Here is a 25,869-nt window from a genome sequence, read left to right on the forward strand (position 1 = left end):
TGTATGGATAAAAATATTGGATGGGAACTTTACCGGTCTTTTCTGGCGGTACTGCTGGAAGGCTCGTTGTCTGCGGCGGCACGACGACTGGCGCTGACCCAGCCGACGCTGGGCCGGCACATCGCCTTGCTGGAGCAACAGTTGGGCCTGACGCTGTTTACCCGCTCACAGAATGGGTTGATGGCCACCGAAGCCGCGCTGGCCTTGCGTGAGAGTGCGCAAGCGATGTGTGCAGCAGCCGCCTCGCTGGAGCGGGTGGCGCGTGGTCTGGGCGAGGCAGTGCAGGGCGAAGTGCGCATAGCCGCCAGCGAGGTGATCGGCGTCGAGGTACTGCCGCCTATCCTTGTGGCCTTGCAGCAGCGCTACCCGAAATTGAAGGTCGAGCTGGTATTGAGCAATCGGCTGCAGGATCTGGTACACCGCGAGGCCGACATAGCGGTAAGGATGGCCCCCCCGCAGCAGGAGGTACTACTGGCGACCCGGGTTGGCGACGTTGTGCTGGGCCTGCATGCGCATCGTCGCTATCTGGCGCAACAGGGCACGCCCACTGGCATTGCTGATCTGGTTGATCACACCTTGATCGGATTTGATCAGGAAACGCCGTTTCTGCGTGCGGCCCGTGCCAGTCTGGACCTGCCTTTGTGGGTCCGAGACAACTTTGCCCTGCGCTGCGATAGCGACCTCGGTCAGCTGGCCATGCTACGGGCAGGGGCGGGCATCGGCATCTGCCAGATAGCGCTGGCACAGCGGGATGTCGATCTGGTGCACCTGCTGCCCGAGCAGTTGTCGCTGAGCCTGACAACCTGGGTTGCCATGCACGAAGGGCTGCGTACCAGCCCGCGTTGCCGCGTGACGTTTGATGCGTTGGTCAGCGGGCTGCGCGCCTATCTTGGGCAGCGTCATTAACCTGCCTGGGCTGATTGCGCAGACGAAACGCCGCGTTTCGAGAAGCCTGTTTACGGCGGCAGGCTGTCTGTTTGTTTTCTACCCTTTCAATAGACGCTGTATACGCCCGGGGGCGCTTGGGAGCATGGCATTGGCGTTCCCTTGTTCTGGATGAGGCGGAGAAGGAGAGATTGGTGAATCGGGCGGGCGGTTGGCTGGCACTGGTGGCCTTGTGTACCTGCTGTAGCGGGCTGGTATCGGCACGGGAAATCCGGCTGGCCAGCGGCGAATGGGCGCCTTATCTATCAGAGAAATCCCGCCATTTCGGTTTTGCCTCACATATCGTCACCGAGGCATTCAAACAGGCAGGGGTTCAGGTGCGCTACGAGTTCTATCCCTGGGCGCGCTCTGAAGCCCTGGTCAAGGTTGGGGCGGTGGACGGATCGCTGGTCTGGTCGCAGACATCGCAGCGTCAGACATTTGCCTGGTTCAGCGATACGGTCATGACTGAAGAAGAAGTGGTGTTTCATTTGAAATCGACGCCGCTGGTCTGGGAGCACATCAGCGATCTGCACGGCCGGAAGATGGGGATTCCATTGGGCTCCAAACCGGGACGTTGGGAAGAAGCGATACAGTCGGGCAAGCTGGTCAGTTATCCGGTTCAGGACATCGAGACTGGCATGAAAATGCTGCTAGCTGGCCGGATTGATATCTTCCCCTTGGTCAAGACGGTCGGTTACGACACCTTGCGCAAGAAATTCAGTGCCGAAGAGGCCGGCAAAATCGGATATTCCCAGCGCATTGTGGAGCGTATCGAGTATCGCCTGATGCTGTCGAAGAAGCAGGACCCGAATCGGGTGCTGCTGGAAAAATTCAACGAAGGGCTGAAAAAGCTCAAGAAGAGCGAGGTCTATCAGGAAATGCTACGAGGGCTGGAACGTGGCGACTATGAATGAGTCTTGGTGCTGTGGTTCCGGGCAACCGAGTATTGGGCGGGAAAGACAGTTGGAGGGGGCTGGCCTGCCAGGGAGCGACAGGCCAGCCAGGGTTTCAGGCGGGAAAGCGACGTCCTTGCCGGGCGGGTGCCGAGGGTTGGACCGGACCTAGTTCTACTTCGTGATAGGGCAGGCTGGTCAGGTCGAGGGCATCGACATACTCGACCAGGCTGGCAATACGGTGCCCCTGTTCTTTCCATCCTGCCAGTAACCGCTCGAAATCGGCGGACAGCGCCATGCCCTCCAGCTCGGCTTCGCCGGCATAGACATGCAGGGTCTGGCTTTGGCTGTCATGCAGGATGTCTGCGACCGCATCCCGCCCTGGCAGGTGCAGCTGATCAAAATTAGGCAAAGTGATGGGAATCTGCGGGCAACGTACCGGTTCGCCATCAATCACCGGCCAGTAAGGCGCCAGCCCCAGCGTGTCGCTGCTGTAGCTGAAATGGTGGCGCTGGGCGAGCCGCACGGCCGTGCGGTTGAGCCGCTGCAAGGGCAGGGCACGGCCGCGAGGGACTTCGCCCATCAGGGTTTCGAAGGCCCCCGTGCTTTCACACAACAAGGATTCGGTCCAGCTCATGTTTTGCTGCCTTGCCTGGTACAGCCAGCGCGGGGCATCCACGCCCCCCACCGCGACTTCACAGCCTGCAGCCTTTGCCGCCTGCATGGCCTGTCGCATACCGCTATCGAGCGAGCGGGCGGGTACCAGGCGGCTTTTCAGCCAGCTCCCCACGCCCAGACCCCGACGCCGCAACCAGCGCCAGGGCATGTGGCCCACGCGATCCGGACCCAGATTAAAGAAGAAAGTGGCGCCAACCTGATGGCGGGCCAGCATATCCAGTAGTCGCGGCACGCCTTGCTCGGCGCCGCGCAGGGTCGCAACGTCTATCCTCAGGGCAATCGACATCTACCGCGCTCCAAAAAAATGAGGCCGGATGATAGCTGACTGGCCGCCACTATGGCGCGCCCGCATCAGCAAAATCCCCGGCAGAGGCTATTTATTGTCTGGCCTGCCGCACATTGGCAGGCATGGGCTGGCTGAAGTTGGTGCGGAACGGGTTGATATCCAACCCGCCGCGCCGGGTGTAGCGGGCGTAGACGCTGAGCCGTGTTGGCCGGCACTGACGCATGATGTCGGTGAAAATCCGCTCGACACACTGCTCATGAAACTCATTGTGCTGGCGAAAGGAAATCAGGTAGCGCAACAGTGCCTCCTGATTGATAGGAGCGCCGATGTAGTGGATCTGCACGCTTCCCCAGTCAGGCTGGCCGGTCACCAGACAGTTGGATTTGAGCAGGTGTGAAACCAGCGTCTCTTCGACTTCGGCTTCGGCCGGGTCGGTGTGCAGCAGCTGCGGTGCCGGCTGGTATTGGGCCACATCAATGTCCAGCCGATCGAGCAGCTCACCCTCCAGCCCGCCGATCTTTTCGGTGCCCCAGTCGGCGGGTTCCAGCAACTTTACGCTGACGCTGGCGCCGCAGGCGGCAGACAGATCGGCAATCAGTTTCTGCTTGAGTTCATCGACACTGGCAAGGCGAGTCTGGTTGAAGGAGTTGAGGTAGAGCTTGAATGACTTCGATTCGATCAGATTCGGAGACTCGGCCGGGATACTGAAGCGTGCAATGGCCACCTGTGGCTTGCCGCGCGCATTGAGCCACGACAGCTCATAGCCATTCCAGATATCGACGCCGCCGAAAGGCAGGCTGCCGTCAATGCCGATTTCCTGACGTTTGGTCAGGCGCGGAATGGGGAAGAGCAACTCTGGCGCATAGTGCTCGATGTAAGCAGTGCTCTTGCCCAAGGGGGAGTGTTGTTCATGCATGGGTTCGGTCCCGATTGGCGTTTTGGATTTGGATTTGGATCTGGATATGGGTGGCATTATCGCCTAAGGGCGCCTGGCGGTGATCAGCAGATTGCGGGGCGTGAGGCTGGTGGGGCAGAAAGTGCCGACTGCAACCTGATAACCCGCCTCCTGCAAGGCGAGGGCCAGATCGAGTACCAGCCAGGTTTCGATGGCGCGGCGGAAAGCAAAGCGCGGGAGCGAACGCTGGCTGAAGCGTAAGAACGCCACATTGGCCTCGTGTTCCCAGTATGGCCAGTCGAGATCGGCCGGCAAGGCGAATGCCCGCCGTTGCGCCATGTGCTGGCAGAAATCGGCAAAGCTGCCACTCAGCCATGCGGTGGGGATAGGGGCCTGCGGCTGATACGCTGCGTCACCAGTGAGCTGTCGGCGCAAGGCATCGAAACCAAGGCGCCAGGCATGGCCCCGCTGCCGCAGTCGGTTCTCGCGACCATCGGCCGTCACGGTTTCGGTGACGGCGAGGCGCAGATCATCGCGACTCAGTCGCAAGCCAGACCGGCGTCCGGCTGTGGAGCGTGCTGTGTAGTATTCGTCGGCCCAGCGGTAGTAACAGCAAGGCGCCAGCTGCAGCGAAGGCAAAGACGTGTTGCAGGCGAGATTGACCAGATGCCGGTGCAGCGCGCCGCAGGCGTGCAAGGCATGGCAATGACGGCCGGCTATCAAGGTTGCGGCGGCGGGGCTTAGCACATCAATTGCCGTAAAGCGCTGGGTTTGCCGGGTGCGTCGGGTCAGCGCTTCACCAGCCGCACACAGCACCGGGTCCAGTTCCAGACTCAGTACATCCGCGACACCGCCAAACGCCAGCAAGCGGCCAAGATGTCCCTTGCCGGCACACCACTCCAGCGCAGGACTGGCCTGGGAGCTGACGGCGACGAAGGCTTCGATCTGGGCCTGCTTGCGGCCGGGGATATCCCGCCAGAAGTGGGCATCGGGCGTCGCGGTGGGGTGGGTTGGCAGGGCGGGCAGGTCGATCAGGCCGGCCAGTTCGGCCAGCACCGGCAAAACCGGGCTGAGCCAGGCCAGTAATGCCGGGTTGTTGCTGGCCAATTGCTCGGTGGTCGCCAGTTCCAGCGATTGCAGACGCTGATCTAGCTGCGGCAACTGTTGGCACCAGTCCGGCTGGGGCTGTTTGAATGGTTGCGGTTGCCAGATGGCCTGATGGACTTGCAGCAACTCGCCGATGCGGTTGAAACGTTCTGACAGCGACAGGGTGGAATTCATAAAAGGGCGAAACACCATCTGGAAATGACACTTCAACAGGAGCAAACGGGAAAGGGTTTTTAGAGGGTGGCCGCCAGACCCGCCTGAAGCCGCCGCAAATCGTGTTATCGCGCGGGGCGAATTGACAGTACCGCCAGCAGTTGCTGCGCCAGCGCCTACACTGAATGGAGAGTTCGGGTTCTGTTGTCATTCGCGTTGCTGACGTTTTATTTCTGGTCGCGCCGGGTTGGTGCGATGGTCAGCCTGACGCCAACAGAGCCTCACTATCCATTGATCGCTGCGCCCGCGCTCTGCGGCCAGCATCCCGTCGGGAGGAGCGCCATGCAAGCCAAGTCCGTCAGTACCATGGTATCCGACCCCTATCGTGCCGGCATAGCACTGGGCGAAGCCCTGGCGCCGATCCAGCCCGAGCTGGTGCTGCTGTTCAGCACCGTACATTACGGTGGCAGCACCGATCTGATCGATGGTGTGCGAGACGCACTTGAATCTGCAGCCGTGCTGATCGTCGGCAACAGCGGTGACGGCATCTACGAAACCCGGCGTGCATCTGATCAGGGAGCGGTGGCGCTGGGCATCAACTCGGGTGGTGCCGTGCATTGGTACGCCGCCGCAGCACAGGGGGTCGGCGCCGACCCGGAACGCTGCACACGACAGGCGCTGACTCAGCTTGAGCAGCAGCTGGCTGGACGTACACCCCGCTTCATTCTGCTTTTTTCAGACTTCCGTGCCGATGCGACGCGCATCGAAGCGGTGATTGAGCGTGAAATCAGTGTGCCGGTCGTGGGCGGGCTGGCCGCCGACGATAACCGTATGCAAACCTGCTACCTGTATCACGGCAGCGAAGTGCTGCAGGATGGCATCGTGATGCTGGCGGCTGAAGGGGCATTACGATTCGACATCAGCGTTGGCAATGCGCTGACAGCCATTGGCCAGGCCGGGCTGGTGAATTCAGCGGCAGGTACCCACGTTGAGCAGATTGACGGCGTACCGGCCATGGAATTCATTGAGCGGGAGACGGGTAAGCCGGTGTTGCAGACGGATCGTGGCATCCTGACTTTGGAAGTCGTGAACCCGGCCCAGCCGGCCGAGCGTCGCCTGCGCTCGATCGTGCCGGATTTCTCGGCAGGCCAGGGCCAGCTGGGACTGTATGGCGGCATCGAAGCGGGCAAGCAAGTGCGCGTCTGCCTGGCCAGCCCCAGCGAGCTGATGGCAGAAGTCTACCGACTGGCAGCCCGACGCGAGGTGCTGGGCTTTGAGCCAGCCGCTGCGCTGGTGGTGAGCTGCGCCGGCCGCAAGGCGATTTTGGGGAGTGCCATTGAGGTGGAGGTCAGTGCCATTGCCAAGGCGTTTCCGCAGGGCCTGCCGCTGGCAGGCTTTCCTTCCTTTGGCGAGATGGCACCCTTGCGCAATGGCGATGGCTATACGCCCAATCTTTTCCACAATATGAGCTATGTGCTGCTGTTGCTTGGCCCGGAAGCCGGGTCGCTTGCTGGATGACCGATTGATCGAGTGGCCGCATGAGTGACCGTTTTCTCAGTGCAGTAGATCCTCCCCCTCCGGGCTTCATGGCGGTGACGCTGACCCGTCGCCAGCTGCTGGCTGCACCGGTCGCGGTGTTCGCGCCGAGCCTGGACGAGGTGCAGGTGCTGCTTGGTGACTTTATCGACCGGGCACAAGGCGTGGTGTTCACGCTGGGCGACGGGTTTCGTCGTTACCGGATTGGTGCGCTGCTCTGGCATATGACGGTTCCGTCTGCCGCACTGGCCGATCTGCAGGTGATTGCCGGGGCGGTGCTGGATGCGGTCGATGTCGGCATGGTTGAACGGGAGCGCAATATCGAGCTGTTCCGCATGGTCGAACGGGTGCGGAACGACCTGGATGTCACCCGTGCCGATTACAACCGGGTGACAGGAAAACTGCAGATGCAACTCAAGGATTTGCAGCAGGCTCAGGTCACCATGGCAGAAAACGAAGCCCGCCTGCGACAAGTGTTTGATCTGTTGCCAGTGCTGGTTTACGCCACCGACGCCCAAGGCCGGGTACTGCTGATCAATCAGGCACTCAGGGCCTTGCTTGGCGACGGCGGCCTTGCACTGCCCGAGCGGAAAGAAACCGCCTTGGCACGCTTCTTCAGTACGACCGGACAGAATCCGGGGCCGCTGGCCTTGTCCGAAATGTCAGTAACTCATCTCGATGGCAGTCTGCATACGTATCAGGTGGTGCGTCTGCCGCTCCATCTGGCAAAAGAGGCCGAGCCGGCACTGCTGACGGTGGCTGTCGATATTTCGGCGCGCAAAGATTACGAGGCGCACATCCTGCGCCTGAATGAGCAGCTGGAGGCTAGAGTCGAGCAACGGACGATTGAGCTGGAGATGCTGAACCGGGAGCTGGAGGCGTTTTCGTATTCGGTATCGCATGACCTGCGGGCACCGCTGCGGGCCATCATGAGCTTCAGTCAGATTCTGGCCGGCGAGGCACCGGGGCTGGCGCAGGATCATCAGGACTTGCTGAGGCGGGTGATTGCCGCCAGCCAGCGCATGAACCAGCTGATCGACGATCTGTTGACGCTGGCGCGCGTCAACCGGGCAGGGCTGGAGCGGCAGGTATTTGATTTGTCGGTATTGGCACAGGAGGTCTTTGCCTCGCTGCAGCACGATGATCTGCGGCAGATTGTGCTGGATTGTCTGCCGGGCATGATGGTGCAGGCCGATCCCCGCCTGATCCGGGTGGTGCTGGAAAATCTGCTGGGCAATGCCATCAAATTCACCCGCCGGCAGGCGGTGGCACGCATCCGGTTCGGCCAGACGGACGATGGCAGTTATGTGCTGTCAGATAATGGCGCGGGCTTTGATCCGCAGTATGCCGACCGGCTGTTCACGCCATTCCAGCGGCTGCATTCCGAGCGGGAGTTCGAGGGCACCGGTATTGGGCTGGCGACGGTCAAACGGGTCATTACCCGCCACGGCGGCCGGATCTGGGCCGAATCCCAGCCGGGGCAGGGTGCCAGCTTTCATTTCACCCTGCCGGCCGACTAGGTTCTATTGACCTTCAACACAGTTGCTAACGTCAATAGAACCTAAGATCGGGTTCAATGGGCAACATCGCTGCTGCCGGCCAGCATGCGCTGTTTGCGCATCACCAGCAGCAAGGGCAGGGTGGCGCAGATGGTGATGCCAAACCACAGGAACAAATCGCTGAACGACAACATCATCGACTGCTTTTCAACCTGCAGGCTGACGAGTGCATAGGCTTTCAGTTCGGCCATGCGCTCGTGGATGCCACTGTGCATGAACATCTGCTTGAAGGCCGCCAACCGGCTTTCTGCCGCAGCGTTGTCGTGGGCGATGTGATCGACCAGTGCGGCATGCTTGGTGTGGTCGAACTGGCTCAGCAGGGTAGCCGACACCGCAATGCCGACGCTGCCACCGAGTTGCCGTGTCAGGTTGTAGACACCCGTTGCGTTGGGGATGGCGGCCGGGGCGATATTGGCCATGGTCAGGTTGTTGAGTGGCATGAAGATCATGCCAAGTCCGACGCCGCGCATGATCAGCGGCCAGAAGAAATCATCCAGACCGGACTCGGTGGTAAACAGGTGATGGCGCCACATTGAATACATGAAAATACCGGCGCCAATGATGATCAGCAGCCTTCCTGGTACACCTCGGGCGATCAGTTTGGACATCACCGGCATGACCAGGCCTGCTGCAATCGCAGACGGCAGGATGATGAAGCCTGTCTGCATGGCATTGAAGCCCATCAGGGTCTGGGCGTAGACCGGGAACAGAAACACCGTGGAAAACAGTGCTGCACCCAACAGAAAGGTAATGGCCAGGCCGGCTGAATACTGGGCATCGGCCATCACCCGCAGATCGACGATGGGGTGGTCGATTTCCAGTTCACGGATTGTGAACAGCCCCAGGCCGATCAGGCTGGCGACGGCATAGCCGACCACTTCCGCCGACTCGAACCAATCCAGCCGTTCGCCGCGCTCCAGCATCAGCTGCAGCGCCCCAATGCCGATGGCTAGCAGGACCAGCCCCATATAGTCCACCGATGGCGGCATCTTGCGATGCTTCGAGTCCGGCACGAACAATAGGGTCAGCAATAGGGCAACGACGCCCAAGGGCAGGTTGATGTAGAAAATCCAGGGCCAGGAGTAGGACTCGGTCAGCCAGCCCCCGACAGTCGGCCCCAGCGAGGGACCGAACATGATACCGATGCCGAATATCGCCATCGCCGACGACATTTCCTTGGCAGGAAAGACCTCGAACAGTGTCGATTGTGCCGTCGCAATCAGGCCGCCCCCTCCCAGACCCTGCACAATGCGCCAGAAGACCAGGCTGCCAAGGCTTTCGGCGTTGCCGCAGGCAAATGAGGCAAGGGTGAACAGGATGATGGAGAAGGCAAAGTAATTGCGCCGACCAAACAGATTCGACAGAAAGCCACTGATCGGCAGCACGATGACGTTGGCGACGACATAACCGATCGACACCCAGGTGATTTCATCGAGTGTGGCGCCGAGTGTGCCCATCATGTGCGGCACCGCCACGTTGACGATACTGGTGTCGAGCAATTCCAGCACGCAGGCAAGGGTGACCGTCATCGCAATGACGTAGCGGTTGGCGTAGATCGAGGCATCGTCGCTGCTACGCGACAGGGCTGGCAGAAATGGCTTCATGGAGATCAGGAGCGGGGAACCGGGTGTTCTTCGATGGCGGGTACGATGTCAACAAACTCGAAATAGGGCACGCTGAATACCCGGCTGTCGCGCAGGCTGTCGATCAGCAGATGGTAGGCATGCACCTCTTCCGTCTCGAAGACGACAATGTTGCTGTAACGACCGGTGAAGGCTTCGCAGTCATACATCCTTACGCCAACTTGGGGAAACCGCGCAAACAGGGCGCCCAGCTCTTCCGAGTTGAAGCGGTTGCGTTCACTGCGGGGCAGTGCCAGCCAGGCTGGCGTGGCTTTTAGCAGGGCAAAGAAGCTGTATCGGGTCGCCATGATGGGTTTCCTGAGGTCAGTTGATAAGAATGTCGGCAAATACGCTCATGCCGGGCCGCAGTGGGGTTTTGCCGGCATCGACGCCATTGAGCCGGATGCGCACCGGCACCCGTTGCACCACCTTGGTGAAGTTGCCGGTGGCGTTGTCGGGAGGCAGCATCGCAAACTTGGCGCCGGTTGCCGGGCTGAACGATTCGACTTCACCACTGAAGCGCTGGCCCGGATAGGCATCAACTTCAATCTCGGCTTTCTGGCCTACCTTGACGCGCGAGACATCGGTCTCTTTCAGATTAGCGACAACCCAGACCTTGTCGGTAGGAACAATATTGAAAAGTGTCTGGCCGGGCTGGATCAGTTGGCCGATTTCCACTGCACGCTTTGAAATCACACCGCCAATGGGGGCGTTGATCTTGGTGTCCGCCAGCTGATTGGCGGCCAGATCACGCAGGGCACGGGCAGAGTCAACCTTGGCCTGGGCCGAGCGTAGGCCGGCCGTGGAGACGCCAATCTGCTGGCTGGCTGCCTGGGCAGTTTCGCGGGCAGTTTTCAGCTGGGCTTCAGCGACCCGCACGGCGGCTTCGGCATTGTCGAGCTGGGCTTGACTGACCATCGACTTGGCGGCCAGAGAGCGGCTGCGCTCCAGATCGTTGCGGGCGCGCGTCAGGTTGGCTTCAGCCTGCTGGATAGTGGCATTGGCTGCCGCAGCATTGGCCTGCGCGTAATTGACCTGTGCCCCAGCCTGCCCGGTTTCTCCATGACGGCCTGCTGAGGCAATGGCGATATTCAGATCGGCTTCCGCCTGATTCAGCTTGGCGATGAAGTCCCTGTCGTCAATCTTGACCAGCGCATCGCCCTTGGCCACCTGGCGGTTTTCTTCGATATTGAGTTCCCGCACGAAACCGGAGACCCGAGCCGAGATCGGCACGATATGGCCATCAATCTGGGCGTTATCGGTGGTGACGTGATGCATGCCATGCCAGTAGCGATACCCCAGCCAACCGCCAATGCTCAGCAAGGCCAGCAACAGCACCATGCGGGCGGGGCCTTGCTTGCGGGGGGCTGGTGGTGTCGCAGCGGGTGGAGTGGGGCCAGCCGGGGCGGTATTGGCCGGTGTTGGGGGGGGCGCATCATTGCCAGCTGGCGGGGTGCGGGAATCGCTCATGGTTTTGCTGTCCTTATTGTCTGATGCCATTCATCAGCACATCGAAGTGGAAACGGGCAAAGCTGCGGATTTCGACACCTTCGCAGCCAAGGGGGCCGAATGCGTGGGCCCAGGTGCTGGCCATCACGATCGGGGCGGAGATTTCACGCGCTGCCAGGTAGGCATCAACCGGGCGGAAGGTTCCTTCCGCAATGCCGCGCTCAATGACGGCGGTAAACAGGCGGGTGCTACGAACGACGACTTCGTCGTAATAAAAACGCGCCAGTTCGGGAAAATTGGCGGCCTCGGCTACCATCAGCTTGGAGATGCCGCCTGTCGGGGTCGTGGCCAGTCGCTCAGCCCAGATCGTCAGAAGATGCAGCAGCAGGCTGGCGGCATCGCCCTGATAGTCAGCCACCACATGCTCTGCCGAGGTGATGTTGGGCAGCAGTGTCTCCTGCACAACGGCCTTGAACAAAGCTTCCTTGCTATCGAAATACAGATAGAGCGTGCCTTTGGTCACACCGGCTGCGCGGGCTACTTCATCCAGCTTGGTAGCGGCAAAACCACGCTCGACAAACAGCTTGAGTGCGGCTTCGACGATTTCGGTCGGTCTGGCTTCTTTGCGGCGTTGCCAGCGCGGATTGCTGGCGGATTCATGGTCTGGCTGTTGCGTCACGATCAAGTGTTGGTAAGTGAGTAATAACTAACTGGTTGGTAATTTATTACGGAAAACTGACCCAAGTCAAGCTCTTGACGGCAGGCGGTGGATGGAACGGTATAGCAGGTTTATGGCAGAACGTTGAACATTTGCCTGCAGCATGGCGGCAATCGCTTATTCTGACGTTTGGGCGCTGCCTGCGGCCTGTGTGTTGTCGATTCTGTGCGGCAGAGGTGCCGCCGGGCTTTTGCCGATAGCGGCGGAAATCAATGAATTGGGAAGGGATGTCAATGCGGGAGGCAAATCATGCATGAAATCAGAAAGGCGGATGATCGTGGGATGGCAGACTTGGGTTGGCTGTTCTCGCGCCATACCTTTTCGTTTGGTGATTATTTTGATGCCCATCAGCGTGGGTTCTCTGACCTGCTGGTGATCAATGACGACAAGGTGGAGCCGGGAGGCGGCTTCGAGACGCATTCACACCACGATATGGAGATCATCTCCTACGTATTGTCCGGTGCGCTGGAGCATGAGGATTCAACGGGTGAGGGGTCGGTTATCCAGGCCGGAGACGTACAGGCCATGAGTGCAGGGCGGGGCATTGATCACAGCGAATACAACCATTCAGATGATGAGCCCGTGCATTTTCTGCAGATCTGGATCTTGCCCAACCGGCTGCGGGTGGAGCCGCGTTATCAGCAAAGGCACGTTTCCGCTGCTGAAAAGCGCGGCTGTCTGCGCTTGATCGCCTCGGCCGAGGGAACCGGACAATCCCTGCGGATCCATCAGGACGTCCGTATCTATGCGGGTTTGTTTGATGGAGATGAAACCGCTCAACTGGATCTGCCGGGAGAGCGGTTTGCGTATATCCACCTTGCCAGAGGCAGTGCCTGTATCAATGGTTTGCACCTGCAGGAAGGCGATGGCGTGCGGATACGGCATGAGCCGACCATTACCATTTCTGAAGGTGAGCAGGCAGAAGTCCTGGTATTTGACTTGCGGCCAAACGAAAAGCCGAGAATGACCTGAGTTCTGTGGACGTCAGGTTTGCAGATCGCTTGCCGGTGAAACCCGGTGCGACCGGAAACAAAACGTCAACCGCACCTAGCCGCGCTGAGTTGGTGGACTCGTGGCAGTAACGCGTGACGGCGCTACGAGTTTTGCTGCGAGCGCAGCAGACCTTGATGGCGGCTTTGATACAGCCAAGGGGCAAGTTCTGCGACAATCCGGCGCCCGACGAACAGCGTGCCCGCCTGTTGGTGGACATCCGTCGGTCTGAGATGCCTATCTTTTGACGTTGACGCCCGCATGAAGCAACCTTCCCTCGACCTGTTGCGCCAGCTCAAGCAGCAGCTCAAGCAGGCAAAGCCACCGCCCAAGCCCCAGCCCGCGCCGCCAAGCGATGCGGAGCTGTTCCAGCGTGAAGTCGCCGATGTCACGCCCTTGCCCGCACCATCCAAAGTGGCACACGACTTGCCGCAGCCCCCGCCACGTGCCTTGCAGCATGAGCAAGATGAGCACGAGGTCATGCACGATGCCATGACCGACTACTGGCCCTGGGATGAGTTGGAGACTGGCGAAGAGTTGCTATATCTGCGCCCGGGCCAGCGCCTGGATACGCTGAAAAAGCTGCGGCGTGGCCATTGGGTGGTGCAGGCGCAGCTGGACCTGCATGGCATGAATTCCGACCAGGCCAGGCTGGCAGTCGGGGTCTTTGTACATGAGTGCCGCCGCCAGAATCGTTGCTGCGTCCGCATCATTCACGGCAAGGGGCGAGGCTCCTTCAACAAAGAACCGGTGCTGAAAAACAAACTGCGCAACTGGCTGACCCAGCGCGACGAGGTCTTGGCCTTTTGTCAGGCAAGGCCGGTAGATGGGGGGGCTGGTGCTGTCATCGCCCTGCTGAAAGGCCCGGCCCGTTGAGTGGCGCGGATTGTTGCCGGACACTCAACAGAGCCAAGCCCTCTCAGGATCTACCCGATGCATTCGCACGCCGATAGCTGGGGCTGCGGGTTGAGGGGTGGGACGTTGTTGGCGTTGCTGCCAGTTCCTGGCGGGCCTGCCTGATCACCACCCAGGCTGCCTGCAATGCCAGCGTGGCCATGATGAGGGCGACCAGCAGATCCGGCCAGGCGCTGCCGGTGCCGAATACACCAAGCGCCGCCAGCAGCACGGCGATGTTGCCGAGCGCGTCGTTACGGGTACAGAGCCAGACACTACGCATATTGCTGTCGCCATCCCGATAGGCATATAGCAGGCCGGCAACCGTCAGGTTGGCCAGTAATGCAGCGGTGCCGACGAATCCCATGGTTTCAGCCTGGGGCGTGCCGCCAGTCAATGCATGCCAGATGGCGCTCGCCAATACGCCCACTCCAAATAACCCCATCGTCCAGGCCTTGATCATTGAGGCCCGCGCCCGTGCAGCCAGACTGCTGCCCAATACCACCAGGCTGATGCCATAGTTGGCTGCATCCCCCAGAAAATCGAGTGAGTCAGCCAGCAGGGAGACTGAACCGGCACGTAATCCCGAGGCGATTTCGACGAGAAACATGCCCAGGTTGATAAACAGCGCCAGCCACAGGATGCGGCGATAACGACGGGATGTCTGGGGAGGGGAAGTGTGGTGCTGACAGCAATGTGCGCCCATGACTGGCTCCTTGTGGGTTGATGAGCGTATCCTGAACCCTGTAGCAACTACGGAGTCAAGCCATGCCAGTCACAATTGGAAGTTTGAGTCAGGAATCTGGCGTTAATCTGGAAACCATCCGCTACTACGAGCGCACAGGCCTGCTTCAGGCGCCGATCAGGGCAGCCAATGGTTATCGCCATTACGACGAGCAGGCAATCAAGCGTCTGCGTTTTATCCGGCGAGGCCGGGAGCTGGGGTTTTCGATTGAAGAGATCAAGACGCTGCTGAGTCTGGCGGATCATCCCGAACAACCCTGTACTGAGGCTGATCGGCTGGCCAGGGAGCACTTGCAGGCGGTCGAAGAGCGGATTCGCGACTTGCAGGCGATGCGGGAGGTGCTGCTGAAGCTGGTTGATTGCAATAGTCCGAGTGCCGAGCACTGCCGCTTGATCGAGACGCTGGATCAGCGAGACTGCTGCCAGCAGGGGACGTAATCAATGCAAAGCACGCAGGGGCGGTATCGCCCCTGCACAACGCGCTGGCTACTTGTGTGCGGCCAGATAACGATCCGCATCCAGAGCGGCCATGCAACCAGTTGCTGCACTGGTAACAGCCTGTCGATAGATGTGATCCTGCACATCACCCGCCGCAAAGACACCAGGAATGCTGGTGGCCGTTGCGCCCCCCTCGCGGCCGCCCTGGGTGATCAGGTAGCCGGTGCTATCCATCTCCAGCTGACCACGGAACAGGTCGGTATTGGGCTTGTGGCCGATAGCAATGAAAACGCCGGTGACATCCAGTTGCTTGGTCTCGCCGGTCTTGGTGGACTTCAGGCGGGCGCCGGTTACCCCGGTGTTGTCGCCCAGTACTTCGTCCAGCACATGATCCAGCTCCAGGCTGATTTTGCCGGATGCAACCCGTTCCATCAGGTGATCAATCATGATGCGCTCGGCACGGAAGCTGTCGCGACGGTGGACGAGCGTGACATGGCTGGCAATGTTCGAAAGGTAAATCGCCTCTTCAACAGCGGTATTGCCACCGCCGACAACGGCAACCTTCTGGTTACGGTAGAAAAAGCCATCACAAGTGGCGCAGCCCGATACGCCACGGCCCATGAACGCTTCTTCCGAAGGCAGGCCCAGATATTGTGCGGAGGCCCCTGTCGAAATGATCAGCGCATCACAGGTGTAGGTACCGTTGTCGCCGATCAGGGTGAATGGCCGTTCCGTCAGGTTGGCGGTGTGGATGTGGTCGAAAATCATCTCGGTGCCAAAGCGCTCAGCGTGGGCCTGGAAGCGCTGCATCAGCTCCGGACCCTGCACGCCGCTTGCGTCAGCCGGCCAGTTGTCAACGTCAGTGGTGGTCATGAGCTGGCCGCCTTGCGCAAGACCGGTAATCAGAACGGGCTTGAGGTTGGCGCGAGCAGCGTAGACGGCGGCGGTGTAGCCAGCCGGGCCGGAGCCGAGAATCAACAGACGGCTATGTTTGACGTTGGACATGGTAGCTTCCTTGAGACGTGGTGCTATTGAATGAATGACTATTCATCTATATGACTCGCATGCCGAGTGAATAGGCACATGAATCAGGTGGTAGTCTATCGGACCCTTTAATCGTATGAACTTGCGCCCTACCTTGCCAGATTCCGTTCGAATGCGGCGCATGGCATTTCGCCAGCTGGCTGGCAGCGCAGCCTGAATGCGTGACTATTCCTGAAAAAGGTAGGACTTCGCGGGATTGGTCGATAGTATAAGCCATTGATCAATTTGTTTCCGATTGATTGTTTCTATTGGGTTGATTGCATACCTATTTGGAGAGGATTGGATGCTCAAACGCCTGCGCTATGGCGCACCGCATCTGTTGCCAGAGTTTCTGGCGGCATTGCCAGCTTTGCGGCGATGGCCCGTACGTCGGGTACTAGCCAAGCAGCTGTATTTCTCGGGTATCGAATCGCTAGGCATGGTTGCGCTGATTGCCATGGCCGTGGGCGGGATCATCGTCGGCCAGCTGCACTTCCAGTTTGGTCAGAGTGGGCAGGGCGCACTCAAATTGCTGGCGTCCATCACGCTCTCAGAACTGGCCCCTCTGGTAACGGGATTCTTGCTGGTTGCCCGCAGCTGCTCGGCCATGGCCAGTGAGCTGGCGACCATGCAGGCGGGTGGAGAGATTCGCAATCTCTATCGCATGGGTGTGCCGCCCGTGCCTTATCTGGTGGTGCCCCGGGTAATCGGCATGTCGATTTCAGCAGCGGCGCTGACGATTTACTTTGCCCTGATTGCCATCCTCACGGGTGCGCTGGCGGTGGGGGGGATGAATACAAATATTGAACTGGAAGCGCTGCTGGATGGACTGACCTTGGCCATTCTGCCCATCTGTATGATCAAGGGTATGGCAATGGGGTGCGCGATTTCGCTGGTGGCGTGCGCTCAAGGCCTGTCTGGCCCGCCACTGACAACTGAAATCCCCAGGGCAGCCTCCCGCGCCGTATTGCGCGGCACCATTGCGCTGTTTGGTGTGGATCTGCTGTTTGTCTTGATGGCGAGGCTGATATGAGCTCTGTCATGACACTGTCGATTGCCGACGCAACACTGATCTTGCCTGCCGGCCGCTACTGGTTGTCCACCTGGGATGCCGCCATGACGCAACGCTGGATTGATATGGCGCTTGATTCTGCCATGCAACAAAACCTCAATCCTGCCTGGCTGGCCGCTGACGGGGGGCTGCTGGCCAATCTGAGGGTCTGGGAGAACATTGCATTCCCTGCCGGATTTGTCAGCGACTGGCCTTTGGCCTTGCTGGAATCGCGCTTGGTACCCTTGCTGCGCTTATTGAAGATTGACGAATCTGAATGGAAGCGCTGGCTAGGGCGGCCGGCCGTACAGTTGGAGCAGCGGGAACGTCGTTTGCTGGGTATGCTGCGCGTGGCCTTGCAGCGCCCCGCCTTGCTGGTGGCTGAGGCTGGTTTTTTTACGGAAGAATCCTTGCCATCGCCTAGCCTGGATCTTTGCAATGCAGCCCTTGCCGACGGCGTCGTACTGGCCATCGGCCCCGTCGCGCCGCCGCCGGGGTGGCAATTTGCCGAGATCGGCCTTGAAAGGAAGGAAGTACAGACATGAAGTTGTTGCGTGACAGCGACCCACGCTTTCGCTGGCTGGGCGCCAAGTTGTTGGCTTTCATTGTGCTGGCGGTACTGGCCGTGGCGGGCTTGGTGTATGCCATTGCCGTCAAGCAAGGTTACTTCGTCGCCAAGACCCCATTGCTACTGGTCAGCGAGTCAGGCACTGACCTGAAGGTTGGCATGGCGGTGAAGTTTTCCGGCTTCAAAATTGGGCAGGTTGAGAAGCTGACTCTGGACGAGGTCGGGCATGTCAACATCGAAATAGTGGTGGAGGATCGCTATCTGAAGTGGATCAAGCGTGATTCGGTGGGCCACATGATGAAAGACGGGCTGATCGGTGACAGTTATATCGGTATCAGTGGCGGCACAGGCTTTCTGCCGCCAGTCGATCGAAATTCCCAACTCATCTTCGTTGCGGGCAAAAGTTTCGATGAAATTGCACAGGAAGTGCGCGACCGTGTGGTGCCGGTGATCGAAGAAGTTGAAAAAACCTTGCATTACGTGAACGATCCAAAGGGCGACGTCGTGCAGGCCCTGCAGAATTTCAATCGCCTGTCCCAAGATTTGCAGCAGACCCGTTCCCGTATCGACTCGGCCATTGCGCATTTCGATGCGTTGGCCGCCAAAGATGTGCCTGAAACGCTGCTCTCAGCCAGAAAGGCACTTGAGCGAGCCGATGCGGCCATTGCACAAGTGCAGGAAAAACTGCCACCTATCATGGACAAGGCGAATAGCACGCTGGCAAACGTCGAAGCGGCCAGTGCGGAAGCCAAGCAAGCAGCAGAGGCGCTTCGCAAGACGGCTGAAACCGCTGCGCCGGATGCCGGCCGCTTGCTGAAGCGAGGCAATGAGCTGCTGGATACCGGAGCGGATACGCTGGATTCGGTACGTCGTAGCTGGCCATTGAATCGCATGGTCGCCCCGGAAGAACCGCAGGCTCCAAGGATTGAAAGCCATGAATAGCAAAGCAAGCATCGGACGTTTAGGGCAACTGAGTCTCGTCTGCATACTGCTAGCTGCCTGCGGAACGCCACCCGATCCTGTATCGGTCATGCGTCGCGACGCAGATCGGTATGTGTCGCGTGCGCGGCGCGAATCCAGCGAAGGCAATTGGCAGGAAGCGCAACAAGCGTGGCGGGATGCTGGTTTGCGTTTTGCCGCCCTGGATGACCGACAAGGAGTTGGTGAATCACGACTTGGAGTTGCATTGGTGATGCATCGGCAGGGGCGCTTTGTCGAGGCGAAACAGCAACTGGAGCAGATGCTGGCTGATGCCGCAGGCTACCCGGAAACCATCCAGTTCGAAGTACATTTGCAATTGGCGTTGCTCGACGTAAGGGGAGGGCTGTATACCGCAGCCGCTGAGCGCTTCGGGCAGGCAGAGGCACTATGCAATGCTGGCTGTAGCCGGCGCGCTGCCCTATATAACGGCAAGGCGAGGTTGGTCATACAGCAATCCCATTTTGACGATGCAAAGCGCCTGGCAACTATTGCGCTGCAGGCCGCTGGGTCAGACAAGGCCGAAAGTGCAAATGCCCAGCGCCTCCTGGGGCAAATTGCAATACAACAACAAGATTGGGCGGGTGCACACACTCTTCTGGAGGCGGCGCTGACGGCAGATAAGCAGATTGGTGATCCTTCCAGAATTTCCAAGGACCTGGCCTTACTCCATAAACTCGCCCACTCCCGAGGTGACCAAGCTGCTGCGACTTCGCTGCTCGCTCGCTTGACTGCGCTCTGCCAAAGCCTAGCAACTCCGCCCGCTGATTGCGGCGCAACGGATAACTGAAACAACGAGTGGCTTGAGCAGAGTGGCCGCTACACGCTATAATCTTGGATTAACTCGGCCAGGGTGGCTGAGTAATTCGCACACTCGGTTGTGCCAAGGGTGCGCTGCAATAGCGGCGTCGCGTAACCGAGTGGAGGCTTTAACCCTTAGCAAAATTGGAGTTTTAAGATGTCCATTAGCATGCGTCAAATGCTTGAGGCCGGTGTTCACTTTGGCCACCAAACCCGTTACTGGAATCCGAAGATGGCTCAATACATCTTCGGTCATCGCAACAAGATTCACATCATCAACCTGGAAAAGACCCTGCCGCTGTTTGAGAACGCGCTGAAGTATGTGACGCGTCTGACAGCTAACAAGGGCACCATCCTGTTTGTTGGCACCAAGCGCCAAGCTCGCGAAATCGTGCGCGAAGAAGCCACCCGTGCCGGCGCCCCTTTTGTTGATCACCGTTGGCTAGGCGGTATGCTGACCAACTACAAGACGGTCAAGCAATCCATCAAGCGTCTGAACGAGCAGCAAGCCCTTCTGGCAGATGCCAATAGCGGTTACTCCAAGAAAGAATTGCTCGGTATCCAGCGTGAGATCGAGAAACTCGAGCGTTCTTTGGGTGGTATCAAGGACATGGGTGGTTTGCCAGATGCACTGTTCGTAGTTGATGTTGGCTATCAGAAAGGTGCCATCGTTGAAGCCAAGAAGCTCGGCATTCCTGTGATCGGCATTGTAGATACCAACAATTCGCCCGAAGGTATTGATTATGTAATCCCCGGCAACGATGATTCGAGCCGCGCCATCCGTCTGTACGCTCGTGGCATTGCGGATGCGATTCTGGAAGGCCGCAATCAGGCATTGGCTGAAGTTGTTGCGGCTGCAGCAGGAAATCAAGCAGCTTAAACGCTATCGATTGCAAATCGGCAAGAGGGGCGTAAAAGCCCCTTTTTGCTGCGTAGCACGAATGTTGTGTCATTGAATTAAGAATTCATCAAATTAGTGCCATTGCCTGCATGGCATGCAATGGCAAGTAAGGAGTCAAAAATGGCTGAAATTACCGCAAAGATGGTTGGCGAACTGCGCGAGGCAACGGGCCTTGGCATGATGGAGTGCAAGAAGGCGCTCGTTGAAGCCGAAGGCGACATCAAGAAAGCAGAAGAAATTCTGCGCATCAAAAGTGGTAACAAGGCTTCCAAAGTAGCGGGCCGCACCGCAGCTGAGGGCAATGTTGCTGCTTTTGTTGCTGCAGGCGGTAAAACTGGTGCATTGGTCGAAGTGAATTGCGAAACAGACTTTGTGGCAAAGGACGTTAACTTCGCTGCATTTGCTAAGACTGTAGCGGAAGTTGTTGTGTCGGCTAACCCGGCGACAGTTGAAGCGCTGGCAGAAGTCAAGCTGGCATCTGGTGAGTCGGTTGAAGAAGCCCGCAAGGCGTTGATTTCCAAGATCGGTGAGAATATTTCGATTCGTCGCTTTGTGCGTTTCGAAACACAAGGCCAGCTGGCCACCTATCTGCATGGCACCAAGATCGGTGTAATTGTTGACTTGGCAGGCGATGAAGCCCTGGGTCGTGACATTGCGATGCACATCGCTGCTAGCAAGCCTATCTGTGTTTCCAAAGATCAGGTGCCTGCAGAAAAGCTTGATGAAGAGCGTAAGATCTTCTCGGCACAAGCTGCTGAATCCGGAAAGCCTGCCGATATCATCGCGAAGATGGTGGAAGGCCGTATCACCAAGTACTTGGCAGAAGTGACTTTGCTGGGCCAGCCTTTCGTGAAGAATCCTGATCAGACCATCGAGAAGCTTTTGGCTGAGAAGAAGGCTTCCGTTAACACCTTCCAGATGTATGTGGTTGGTGAGGGGATTGAAAAGAAGGTTGTTGACTTCGCTGCTGAAGTAGCTGCTGCAGCTAAAGTATAAAGGCATGGCGTCAGGTTGATGACGCTGTTGCCGATGGCCGCCGCGGGCACCGGATTCTGGGTGCCTTCGGCGGCTTTGTTCCACCTGCAGCTTGCAGGGAACGTCATTTTATTTCTGCCAACTTGCCATATAAGGGTGATACATGAGCCAGCCGGTCTATAAGCGAATCCTTCTTAAATTGTCGGGTGAGGCATTGATGGGCGATGACAGTTACGGTATCAACCGTCAGACTGTTGAGCGGATTGTGTCTGAAATTAAAGAGGTGGCAGATCTCGGTGTTGAGATCGCGATTGTCATAGGTGGCGGCAATATATTTCGCGGCGTGGCGCCCGCAGCGGCCGGTATGGATAGGGCTACTGCAGATTATATGGGTATGCTTGCAACGGTGATGAATGCTATGGCTTTGCAAGATGCCATGCGCCAAGTGGGCTTGGTGTCACGGGTGCAATCAGCCATTACGATTCAACAGGTTGCTGAGCCATATATTCGTCCCAAGGCAATTCAATACCTTGAGGAAGGAAAGGTTGTTGTATTTGGCGCCGGTACGGGAAACCCTTTCTTTACCACTGATACTGCAGCAGCGTTACGTGGCATGGAAATGAATGCCAATATCGTGCTCAAGGCTACAAAGGTTGATGGTGTATATACAGATGATCCGAAAAAGAATCCGGATGCAGTTCGTTATCAGACCATCACTTTTGATGAAGCAATTGCCAAGAACCTGAAAGTCATGGATGCAACTGCGCTCGCTCTGTGTCGGGATCAGAACATGAATATCTGCGTATTCAGCATATTCAAGCCTGGTGCATTGAAGCGTGTAATATTTGGCGAGAATGAAGGTACCTTGGTTCATTGCTGAGCGATAACCAAATTTTTTGTACTGATTATTGACATGAGCGCCGCAGGTTAGGCTGCTAGATTCAGCAGGAACTTGGTTCTTATGTATAGGTCTATTCAAGATACTTCTTGGCGGTAAAAGAAGACTTTGAATGATTTGTTTGAAGCTAACTTGAAAATAGCAAGGAGCGGAAATGATTGCTGATGTAAAGAAAACCGCTGAGCAGAAAATGCAAAAATCCCTTGAGACGCTGAAAGCCGACTTGGGAAAGGTAAGGACTGGACGTGCTCACGTTGGATTGCTTGATCATATCATGGTTGATTATTACGGTAGCCCGACAGCAATCAATCAGGTTGCAAACCTGACTTTGATTGATGCGCGTACGATTGGTGTGGCTCCATATGAAAAGAAAATGCTGGGTGCTGTTGAAAAAGCCATTCGTGATTCGGATTTGGGGTTGAATCCGGCAAGTATGGGAGAGTTGATCAGAGTGCCGATGCCTGCACTGACTGAAGAACGGCGCAAAGAGCTGATCAAGGTGGTAAGGTCCGAAGCAGAAGGGGCGAGAGTTGCGATTCGCAATGTACGTCGCGATGCCAACAATGAGCTAAAGAATTTGGTGAAAGACAAGGCCATTTCGGAAGATGAAGAGCGTCGTGCTCAGGACGATATCCAGAAATTGACTGATAAATTTGTTGCAGAGGTTGATAAAGCCCTGCAAGCCAAAGAAACTGAATTGATGACCGTATAGCCTTTTTGCTGAGGCAATGAATATTAGGGGATCGTGCTGGAAATAATTGAATGTGATGCATTCAATTTCACCGCCGATCCCCTTGTTAATTGTCGTTACATGCTGAGTGCCATATGGATGCATCGTCAAAAGCTATGCCAGATTTTCGTAATGGATGTGATATTCCGAAATCAAGGCTGAGTATTTTGTAACGGGGAATCTCGCAGTGGGTCTATTTAAGAGTTCAACCCAGGAAATTCCGCCAACTACGGCGGTGCCTCGTCATATTGCAGTCATCATGGACGGCAATGGACGATGGGCGAAACAACGTTTTATGCCCCGTATTGCCGGTCATAAGCGTGGTGTTGAAACAGTTCGGGAAGTGGTTAAGGCATGTGCCGAGAGGGGTGTCGAATTTTTAACCCTATTTGCATTTTCCAGTGAGAATTGGCGCCGGCCACAAGAAGAAGTTTCGTTTTTAATGGAACTGTTTCTGCGTGCGCTGGAGCGTGAAGTCGAGAAACTTAATAACAATCAGATTAAGTTGCGCGTGATTGGGAATCGTGAGCGTTTTGATTTACGAATTCAGGAATTAATTATTTCTGCAGAAGAAAAGACGCGCTTTAACACCGGCTTGACCTTAACAATTTGTGCGGACTATGGAGGTCGTTGGGATATTTTGCAAGCTACTCGGCAGATGCTCCAGCAAAAGCCAGATTTGATAGCAGCTGGTTTTGCAGAAGAAGATTTAACTCCATTTCTGGCAATGAATTATGCACCAGAGCCGGATTTGTTTATCCGTACTGGCGGCGAGCAAAGAATTAGCAATTTTCTGCTCTGGCAGTTGGCCTATACGGAATTATATTTTACAGAGACACTTTGGCCTGATTTCGATCGTGACGCGCTGGGCTCGGCGATTGATTGGTATCAACAGCGTGAGCGCCGATTTGGACGAACTAGCGAGCAACTGACCAAATCATGTTGAAAACCCGCATCATTACAGCACTTGTTCTGTTGCCCTTGGTACTGCTTGCCTTGTTTGCATTACCGGCGCAGGGCTGGGGGGCGTTTACTGTTCTTGTCATTGGGTTGGCTGCTTGGGAGTGGACCAAGCTTGCCAAGCTACAAGGCCCGGAAGCTGGAGTATTCATTCTCGCTAGCGTTGTTCAGAGTGCCGCATTGGCATTCCTGCCAGGCGCGACGGCAGCTCATTTGTTACTGGATCCCTTGGCATTGCTGTTTTGGTGTGCCATTGCGCCGCTATGGCTTGTTCGGAAGTGGACATTGGCGCCACGATGGTTGGCCGCCCTCATCGGATGGTTGATTCTGATGGCTGCGACGGCCTCCTTGCTGCGTTGGCATGCTCTTCCGAACGGTGCGATGGTAATGCTTGCACTCTTTGCAATTGCATGGGTGGCAGATACTGCTGCCTATTTCTCTGGCCGCAAATTTGGTCGGCACAAGCTCGCACCATCCATCAGTCCGGGAAAAACCTGGGAGGGGGTGTTTGGGGGTTTGATTGCCGTAACCGTATACCTGCTGGTATTGCGAGGGATTGGTTTTGCACCATTCAGTGTATTACCGCTTTATGTTTTGTTGCCTGTAGGTTGGGTGCTGACGGCGGTCAGCGTCGTGGGTGACTTATTGGAGTCGCTTTTCAAACGTCAGGTAGGCTTGAAGGATAGTAGTGGCTTATTGCCCGGGCATGGTGGCATTTTGGATCGCGTAGATAGTCTGCTGGCGCTGCTTCCCGTTGTAAGTGCACTGAAGTTCACGATATTTGCAGCTTGGTAACTCTTTGGATCTCCTTCTTATCTGTTTTGAAGCGCCGCTGATTGCGATGGCGCATTCAAATGTTCCCCTTGAGGAACTGGAGTTGTTTTGAATGAGTAAGTCGTCACATGCGTTAACCATATTAGGTTCAACTGGCAGCATAGGGCTCAGTACGCTGGATGTCGTAGCTCGTCACCCCGACCGCTACAAAGTCGTTGCACTTACGGCAAATCAGCAGATTGAACGATTATTTGAACAGTGTCTGCAGTTTCGTCCCGCTTATGTTGCTGTTTTAAAGGCGGATTTGGCGGCTCAGCTCCGGAGCCGTGTGCGCGATGCAGGTTTGCAGATTGAGGTGCTCGAAGGCGAATCTGGACTACAGCAAGTGGCGACACTGCCTGAAGTCGATACGGTTATGGCTGCCATCGTTGGAGCCGCCGGGCTGGTCCCGACCCTGGCTGCAGCGAAGGCAGGTAAGCGCATTCTGTTGGCCAACAAGGAGACGCTGGTCCTGTCTGGGCAGCTTTTCATGGATGCGGTCAAGCAGGCGAATGCCTGCCTGTTGCCGATAGATAGCGAACATAACGCCATCTTCCAGAGCTTGCCCCATCCTTACCCTGGCAACCCTGCTGCGGCAGGTGTGCGCAAGATTATTCTGACCGCCTCTGGTGGGCCGTTTCGCGAGTGGGAATCCAGTTCGTTGGAGCAAGTGACGCCAGCGCAGGCAATCAAACATCCCAACTGGAGCATGGGCCGTAAAATCTCGGTTGATTCTGCAACCTTGATGAATAAAGGACTTGAGGTAATAGAGGCGCGTTGGCTGTTTGATGCATTGCCAGATCAGATTGATGTGGTGATTCACCCTCAAAGCATCATTCACTCCATGGTTGAATATCTGGATGGATCAACTCTTGCCCAGCTCGGCAATCCGGATATGCGCACACCAATTGCCTATGCATTGGCCTACCCGGAGCGAATTGTGTCGGGGGTAGAGGGGTTGAACCTGGCTGCGGTCGGCCGACTTGATTTCATGGAGCCAGATCTTGAGCGTTTCCCTTGTCTGCGCTTGGCATTCGATGCCTTGAGAATGGGAGGGGCTGCTTCAGCAGTGCTTAACGCAGCTAACGAAGTTGCGGTTGATGCCTTTCTGGACGAACGGTTGAGGTTTGATCAGATTGCCGTGTTGAATGAACGTGTCATGCTGCGACTTGCAGATAGTTATGCAGGCAACCTTGAAGATTTATTGGCAATTGATCAAGAAAGCCGGAACCTCGCCCACGAGTTGTTGTCCCGAGTAACTGGCAAAATCATAGTGTAAGCA

General features: G+C 57.2%; 27 protein-coding genes. 18 read left to right on the forward strand and 9 right to left on the reverse strand.

All coding sequences use genetic code 11. The features are described from left to right. Positions 1-3 precede the first annotated feature (3 nt). Positions 4-906, forward strand: a complete 903-nt coding sequence (locus PZA18_RS11080; RefSeq protein ID WP_284100908.1) for a LysR family transcriptional regulator — start codon at positions 4-6, stop codon at positions 904-906. Positions 907-1,079: 173 nt separating this feature from the next. After that, positions 1,080-1,841 (forward strand): substrate-binding periplasmic protein, encoded by a 762-nt coding sequence (locus PZA18_RS11085; protein WP_284100909.1) that lies wholly within the window; start codon positions 1,080-1,082, stop codon positions 1,839-1,841. A gap of 94 nt (positions 1,842-1,935) precedes the next feature. Here the strand turns inward: PZA18_RS11085 and PZA18_RS11090 are convergent, their stop codons facing one another. The 3 genes from PZA18_RS11090 to PZA18_RS11100 form a co-directional block, all read right to left on the reverse strand. Further along, positions 1,936-2,784, reverse strand: coding sequence for a polysaccharide deacetylase family protein (locus PZA18_RS11090; RefSeq protein ID WP_284100910.1), 849 nt, complete (start codon positions 2,782-2,784; stop codon positions 1,936-1,938). A 91-nt stretch (positions 2,785-2,875) separates the two neighbouring features. Then, positions 2,876-3,700: an NADPH-dependent 7-cyano-7-deazaguanine reductase QueF gene (gene queF, locus PZA18_RS11095; protein WP_284100911.1), complete on the reverse strand. Its 825-nt coding sequence runs from the start codon at positions 3,698-3,700 to the stop codon at positions 2,876-2,878. 63 nt (positions 3,701-3,763) lie between these two features. Further along, positions 3,764-4,960 carry a methyltransferase gene (locus PZA18_RS11100; RefSeq protein WP_284100912.1) on the reverse strand — a complete coding sequence of 399 codons (1,197 nt, stop codon included), beginning with the start codon at positions 4,958-4,960 and terminating at the stop codon, positions 3,764-3,766. Between the two features lie 321 nt (positions 4,961-5,281). Here PZA18_RS11100 and PZA18_RS11105 point away from each other — a divergent pair, with 321 nt between their 5' ends. Further along, complete coding sequence (locus tag PZA18_RS11105; protein WP_284100913.1) at positions 5,282-6,457, forward strand: FIST signal transduction protein; 1,176 nt, start codon at positions 5,282-5,284, stop codon at positions 6,455-6,457. Between the two features lie 20 nt (positions 6,458-6,477). After that, the gene (locus tag PZA18_RS11110) at positions 6,478-7,995 is read left to right on the forward strand and encodes a sensor histidine kinase (RefSeq protein ID WP_284100914.1); all 1,518 of its coding nucleotides are present in this window, start codon (positions 6,478-6,480) and stop codon (positions 7,993-7,995) included. A gap of 53 nt (positions 7,996-8,048) precedes the next feature. On the opposite strand, the gene PZA18_RS11115 is transcribed toward PZA18_RS11110, so the two are convergent. Genes PZA18_RS11115 through PZA18_RS11130 form a run of 4 tightly spaced genes read right to left on the reverse strand, consistent with a single transcriptional unit; the run spans position 8,049 to position 11,784 of the window. Further along, complete coding sequence (locus PZA18_RS11115; RefSeq protein WP_284100915.1) at positions 8,049-9,638, reverse strand: DHA2 family efflux MFS transporter permease subunit; 1,590 nt, start codon at positions 9,636-9,638, stop codon at positions 8,049-8,051. A 5-nt stretch (positions 9,639-9,643) separates the two neighbouring features. Then, positions 9,644-9,964 carry a darcynin family protein gene (locus tag PZA18_RS11120; protein WP_284100916.1) on the reverse strand — a complete coding sequence of 107 codons (321 nt, stop codon included), beginning with the start codon at positions 9,962-9,964 and terminating at the stop codon, positions 9,644-9,646. A 16-nt stretch (positions 9,965-9,980) separates the two neighbouring features. Further along, the gene (locus tag PZA18_RS11125) at positions 9,981-11,126 is read right to left on the reverse strand and encodes an HlyD family secretion protein (RefSeq protein ID WP_284100917.1); all 1,146 of its coding nucleotides are present in this window, start codon (positions 11,124-11,126) and stop codon (positions 9,981-9,983) included. 13 nt (positions 11,127-11,139) lie between these two features. Then, positions 11,140-11,784, reverse strand: coding sequence for a TetR/AcrR family transcriptional regulator (locus PZA18_RS11130; RefSeq protein WP_284100918.1), 645 nt, complete (start codon positions 11,782-11,784; stop codon positions 11,140-11,142). Between the two features lie 288 nt (positions 11,785-12,072). On the opposite strand from PZA18_RS11130, the gene PZA18_RS11135 reads away from it, so the two are divergent. Both PZA18_RS11135 and PZA18_RS11140 read left to right on the forward strand, forming a co-directional pair. Then, positions 12,073-12,795, forward strand: coding sequence for a pirin family protein (locus PZA18_RS11135; protein ID WP_284100919.1), 723 nt, complete (start codon positions 12,073-12,075; stop codon positions 12,793-12,795). 279 nt (positions 12,796-13,074) lie between these two features. Next, positions 13,075-13,689 carry a Smr/MutS family protein gene (locus PZA18_RS11140; RefSeq protein ID WP_284100920.1) on the forward strand — a complete coding sequence of 205 codons (615 nt, stop codon included), beginning with the start codon at positions 13,075-13,077 and terminating at the stop codon, positions 13,687-13,689. 43 nt (positions 13,690-13,732) lie between these two features. On the opposite strand, the gene PZA18_RS11145 is transcribed toward PZA18_RS11140, so the two are convergent. Further along, a complete protein-coding gene (locus PZA18_RS11145) occupies positions 13,733-14,413 on the reverse strand; it encodes a cation transporter (protein ID WP_284100921.1) in 681 nt (226 codons plus the stop codon). A gap of 62 nt (positions 14,414-14,475) precedes the next feature. On the opposite strand from PZA18_RS11145, the gene PZA18_RS11150 reads away from it, so the two are divergent. After that, complete coding sequence (locus PZA18_RS11150; protein ID WP_284100922.1) at positions 14,476-14,889, forward strand: MerR family transcriptional regulator; 414 nt, start codon at positions 14,476-14,478, stop codon at positions 14,887-14,889. Between the two features lie 48 nt (positions 14,890-14,937). On the opposite strand, the gene trxB is transcribed toward PZA18_RS11150, so the two are convergent. Continuing rightward, positions 14,938-15,894 (reverse strand): thioredoxin-disulfide reductase, encoded by a 957-nt coding sequence (trxB, locus tag PZA18_RS11155; protein WP_284100923.1) that lies wholly within the window; start codon positions 15,892-15,894, stop codon positions 14,938-14,940. Positions 15,895-16,216: 322 nt separating this feature from the next. Between trxB and PZA18_RS11160 the strand changes: the two genes are divergently transcribed. From PZA18_RS11160 to ispC, 11 genes are all read left to right on the forward strand, one after another. Next, entirely contained in the window at positions 16,217-16,945 is a 729-nt protein-coding gene (locus PZA18_RS11160) for an ABC transporter permease (RefSeq protein ID WP_284100924.1), read from the forward strand. 8 nt (positions 16,946-16,953) lie between these two features. Continuing rightward, on the forward strand, positions 16,954-17,508 hold the full coding sequence (locus PZA18_RS11165; RefSeq protein WP_284100925.1) for a hypothetical protein: 555 nt from the start codon (positions 16,954-16,956) through the stop codon (positions 17,506-17,508). Then, positions 17,505-18,473, forward strand: coding sequence for an MlaD family protein (locus PZA18_RS11170; protein ID WP_284100926.1), 969 nt, complete (start codon positions 17,505-17,507; stop codon positions 18,471-18,473). The genes PZA18_RS11165 and PZA18_RS11170 overlap by 4 nt, the downstream gene beginning before the upstream one ends. Further along, entirely contained in the window at positions 18,466-19,299 is an 834-nt protein-coding gene (locus PZA18_RS11175; RefSeq protein WP_284100927.1) for a tetratricopeptide repeat protein, read from the forward strand. The genes PZA18_RS11170 and PZA18_RS11175 overlap by 8 nt, the downstream gene beginning before the upstream one ends. A gap of 168 nt (positions 19,300-19,467) precedes the next feature. After that, positions 19,468-20,190: a 30S ribosomal protein S2 gene (gene rpsB / locus PZA18_RS11180; protein WP_284100928.1), complete on the forward strand. Its 723-nt coding sequence runs from the start codon at positions 19,468-19,470 to the stop codon at positions 20,188-20,190. A 141-nt stretch (positions 20,191-20,331) separates the two neighbouring features. Beyond that, on the forward strand, positions 20,332-21,207 hold the full coding sequence (gene tsf, locus PZA18_RS11185; RefSeq protein WP_284100929.1) for a translation elongation factor Ts: 876 nt from the start codon (positions 20,332-20,334) through the stop codon (positions 21,205-21,207). A 142-nt stretch (positions 21,208-21,349) separates the two neighbouring features. Further along, positions 21,350-22,066, forward strand: a complete 717-nt coding sequence (pyrH, locus tag PZA18_RS11190) for a UMP kinase (protein ID WP_284100930.1) — start codon at positions 21,350-21,352, stop codon at positions 22,064-22,066. A 172-nt stretch (positions 22,067-22,238) separates the two neighbouring features. After that, positions 22,239-22,796 (forward strand): ribosome recycling factor, encoded by a 558-nt coding sequence (gene frr / locus PZA18_RS11195; RefSeq protein ID WP_284100931.1) that lies wholly within the window; start codon positions 22,239-22,241, stop codon positions 22,794-22,796. A 277-nt stretch (positions 22,797-23,073) separates the two neighbouring features. Next, positions 23,074-23,760, forward strand: a complete 687-nt coding sequence (gene uppS / locus PZA18_RS11200) for a polyprenyl diphosphate synthase (protein ID WP_407951184.1) — start codon at positions 23,074-23,076, stop codon at positions 23,758-23,760. Further along, a complete protein-coding gene (locus tag PZA18_RS11205) occupies positions 23,754-24,569 on the forward strand; it encodes a phosphatidate cytidylyltransferase (RefSeq protein ID WP_284100934.1) in 816 nt (271 codons plus the stop codon). Before uppS ends, PZA18_RS11205 begins: the two co-directional genes overlap by 7 nt. 91 nt (positions 24,570-24,660) lie before the next feature. After that, complete coding sequence (gene ispC / locus PZA18_RS11210; protein ID WP_284100935.1) at positions 24,661-25,866, forward strand: 1-deoxy-D-xylulose-5-phosphate reductoisomerase; 1,206 nt, start codon at positions 24,661-24,663, stop codon at positions 25,864-25,866. Positions 25,867-25,869: the final 3 nt, after the last annotated feature.

It is taken from the genome of Parachitinimonas caeni (genome assembly GCF_030129945.1).
Taxonomy (GTDB): domain Bacteria; phylum Pseudomonadota; class Gammaproteobacteria; order Burkholderiales; family Chitinimonadaceae; genus Parachitinimonas; species Parachitinimonas caeni.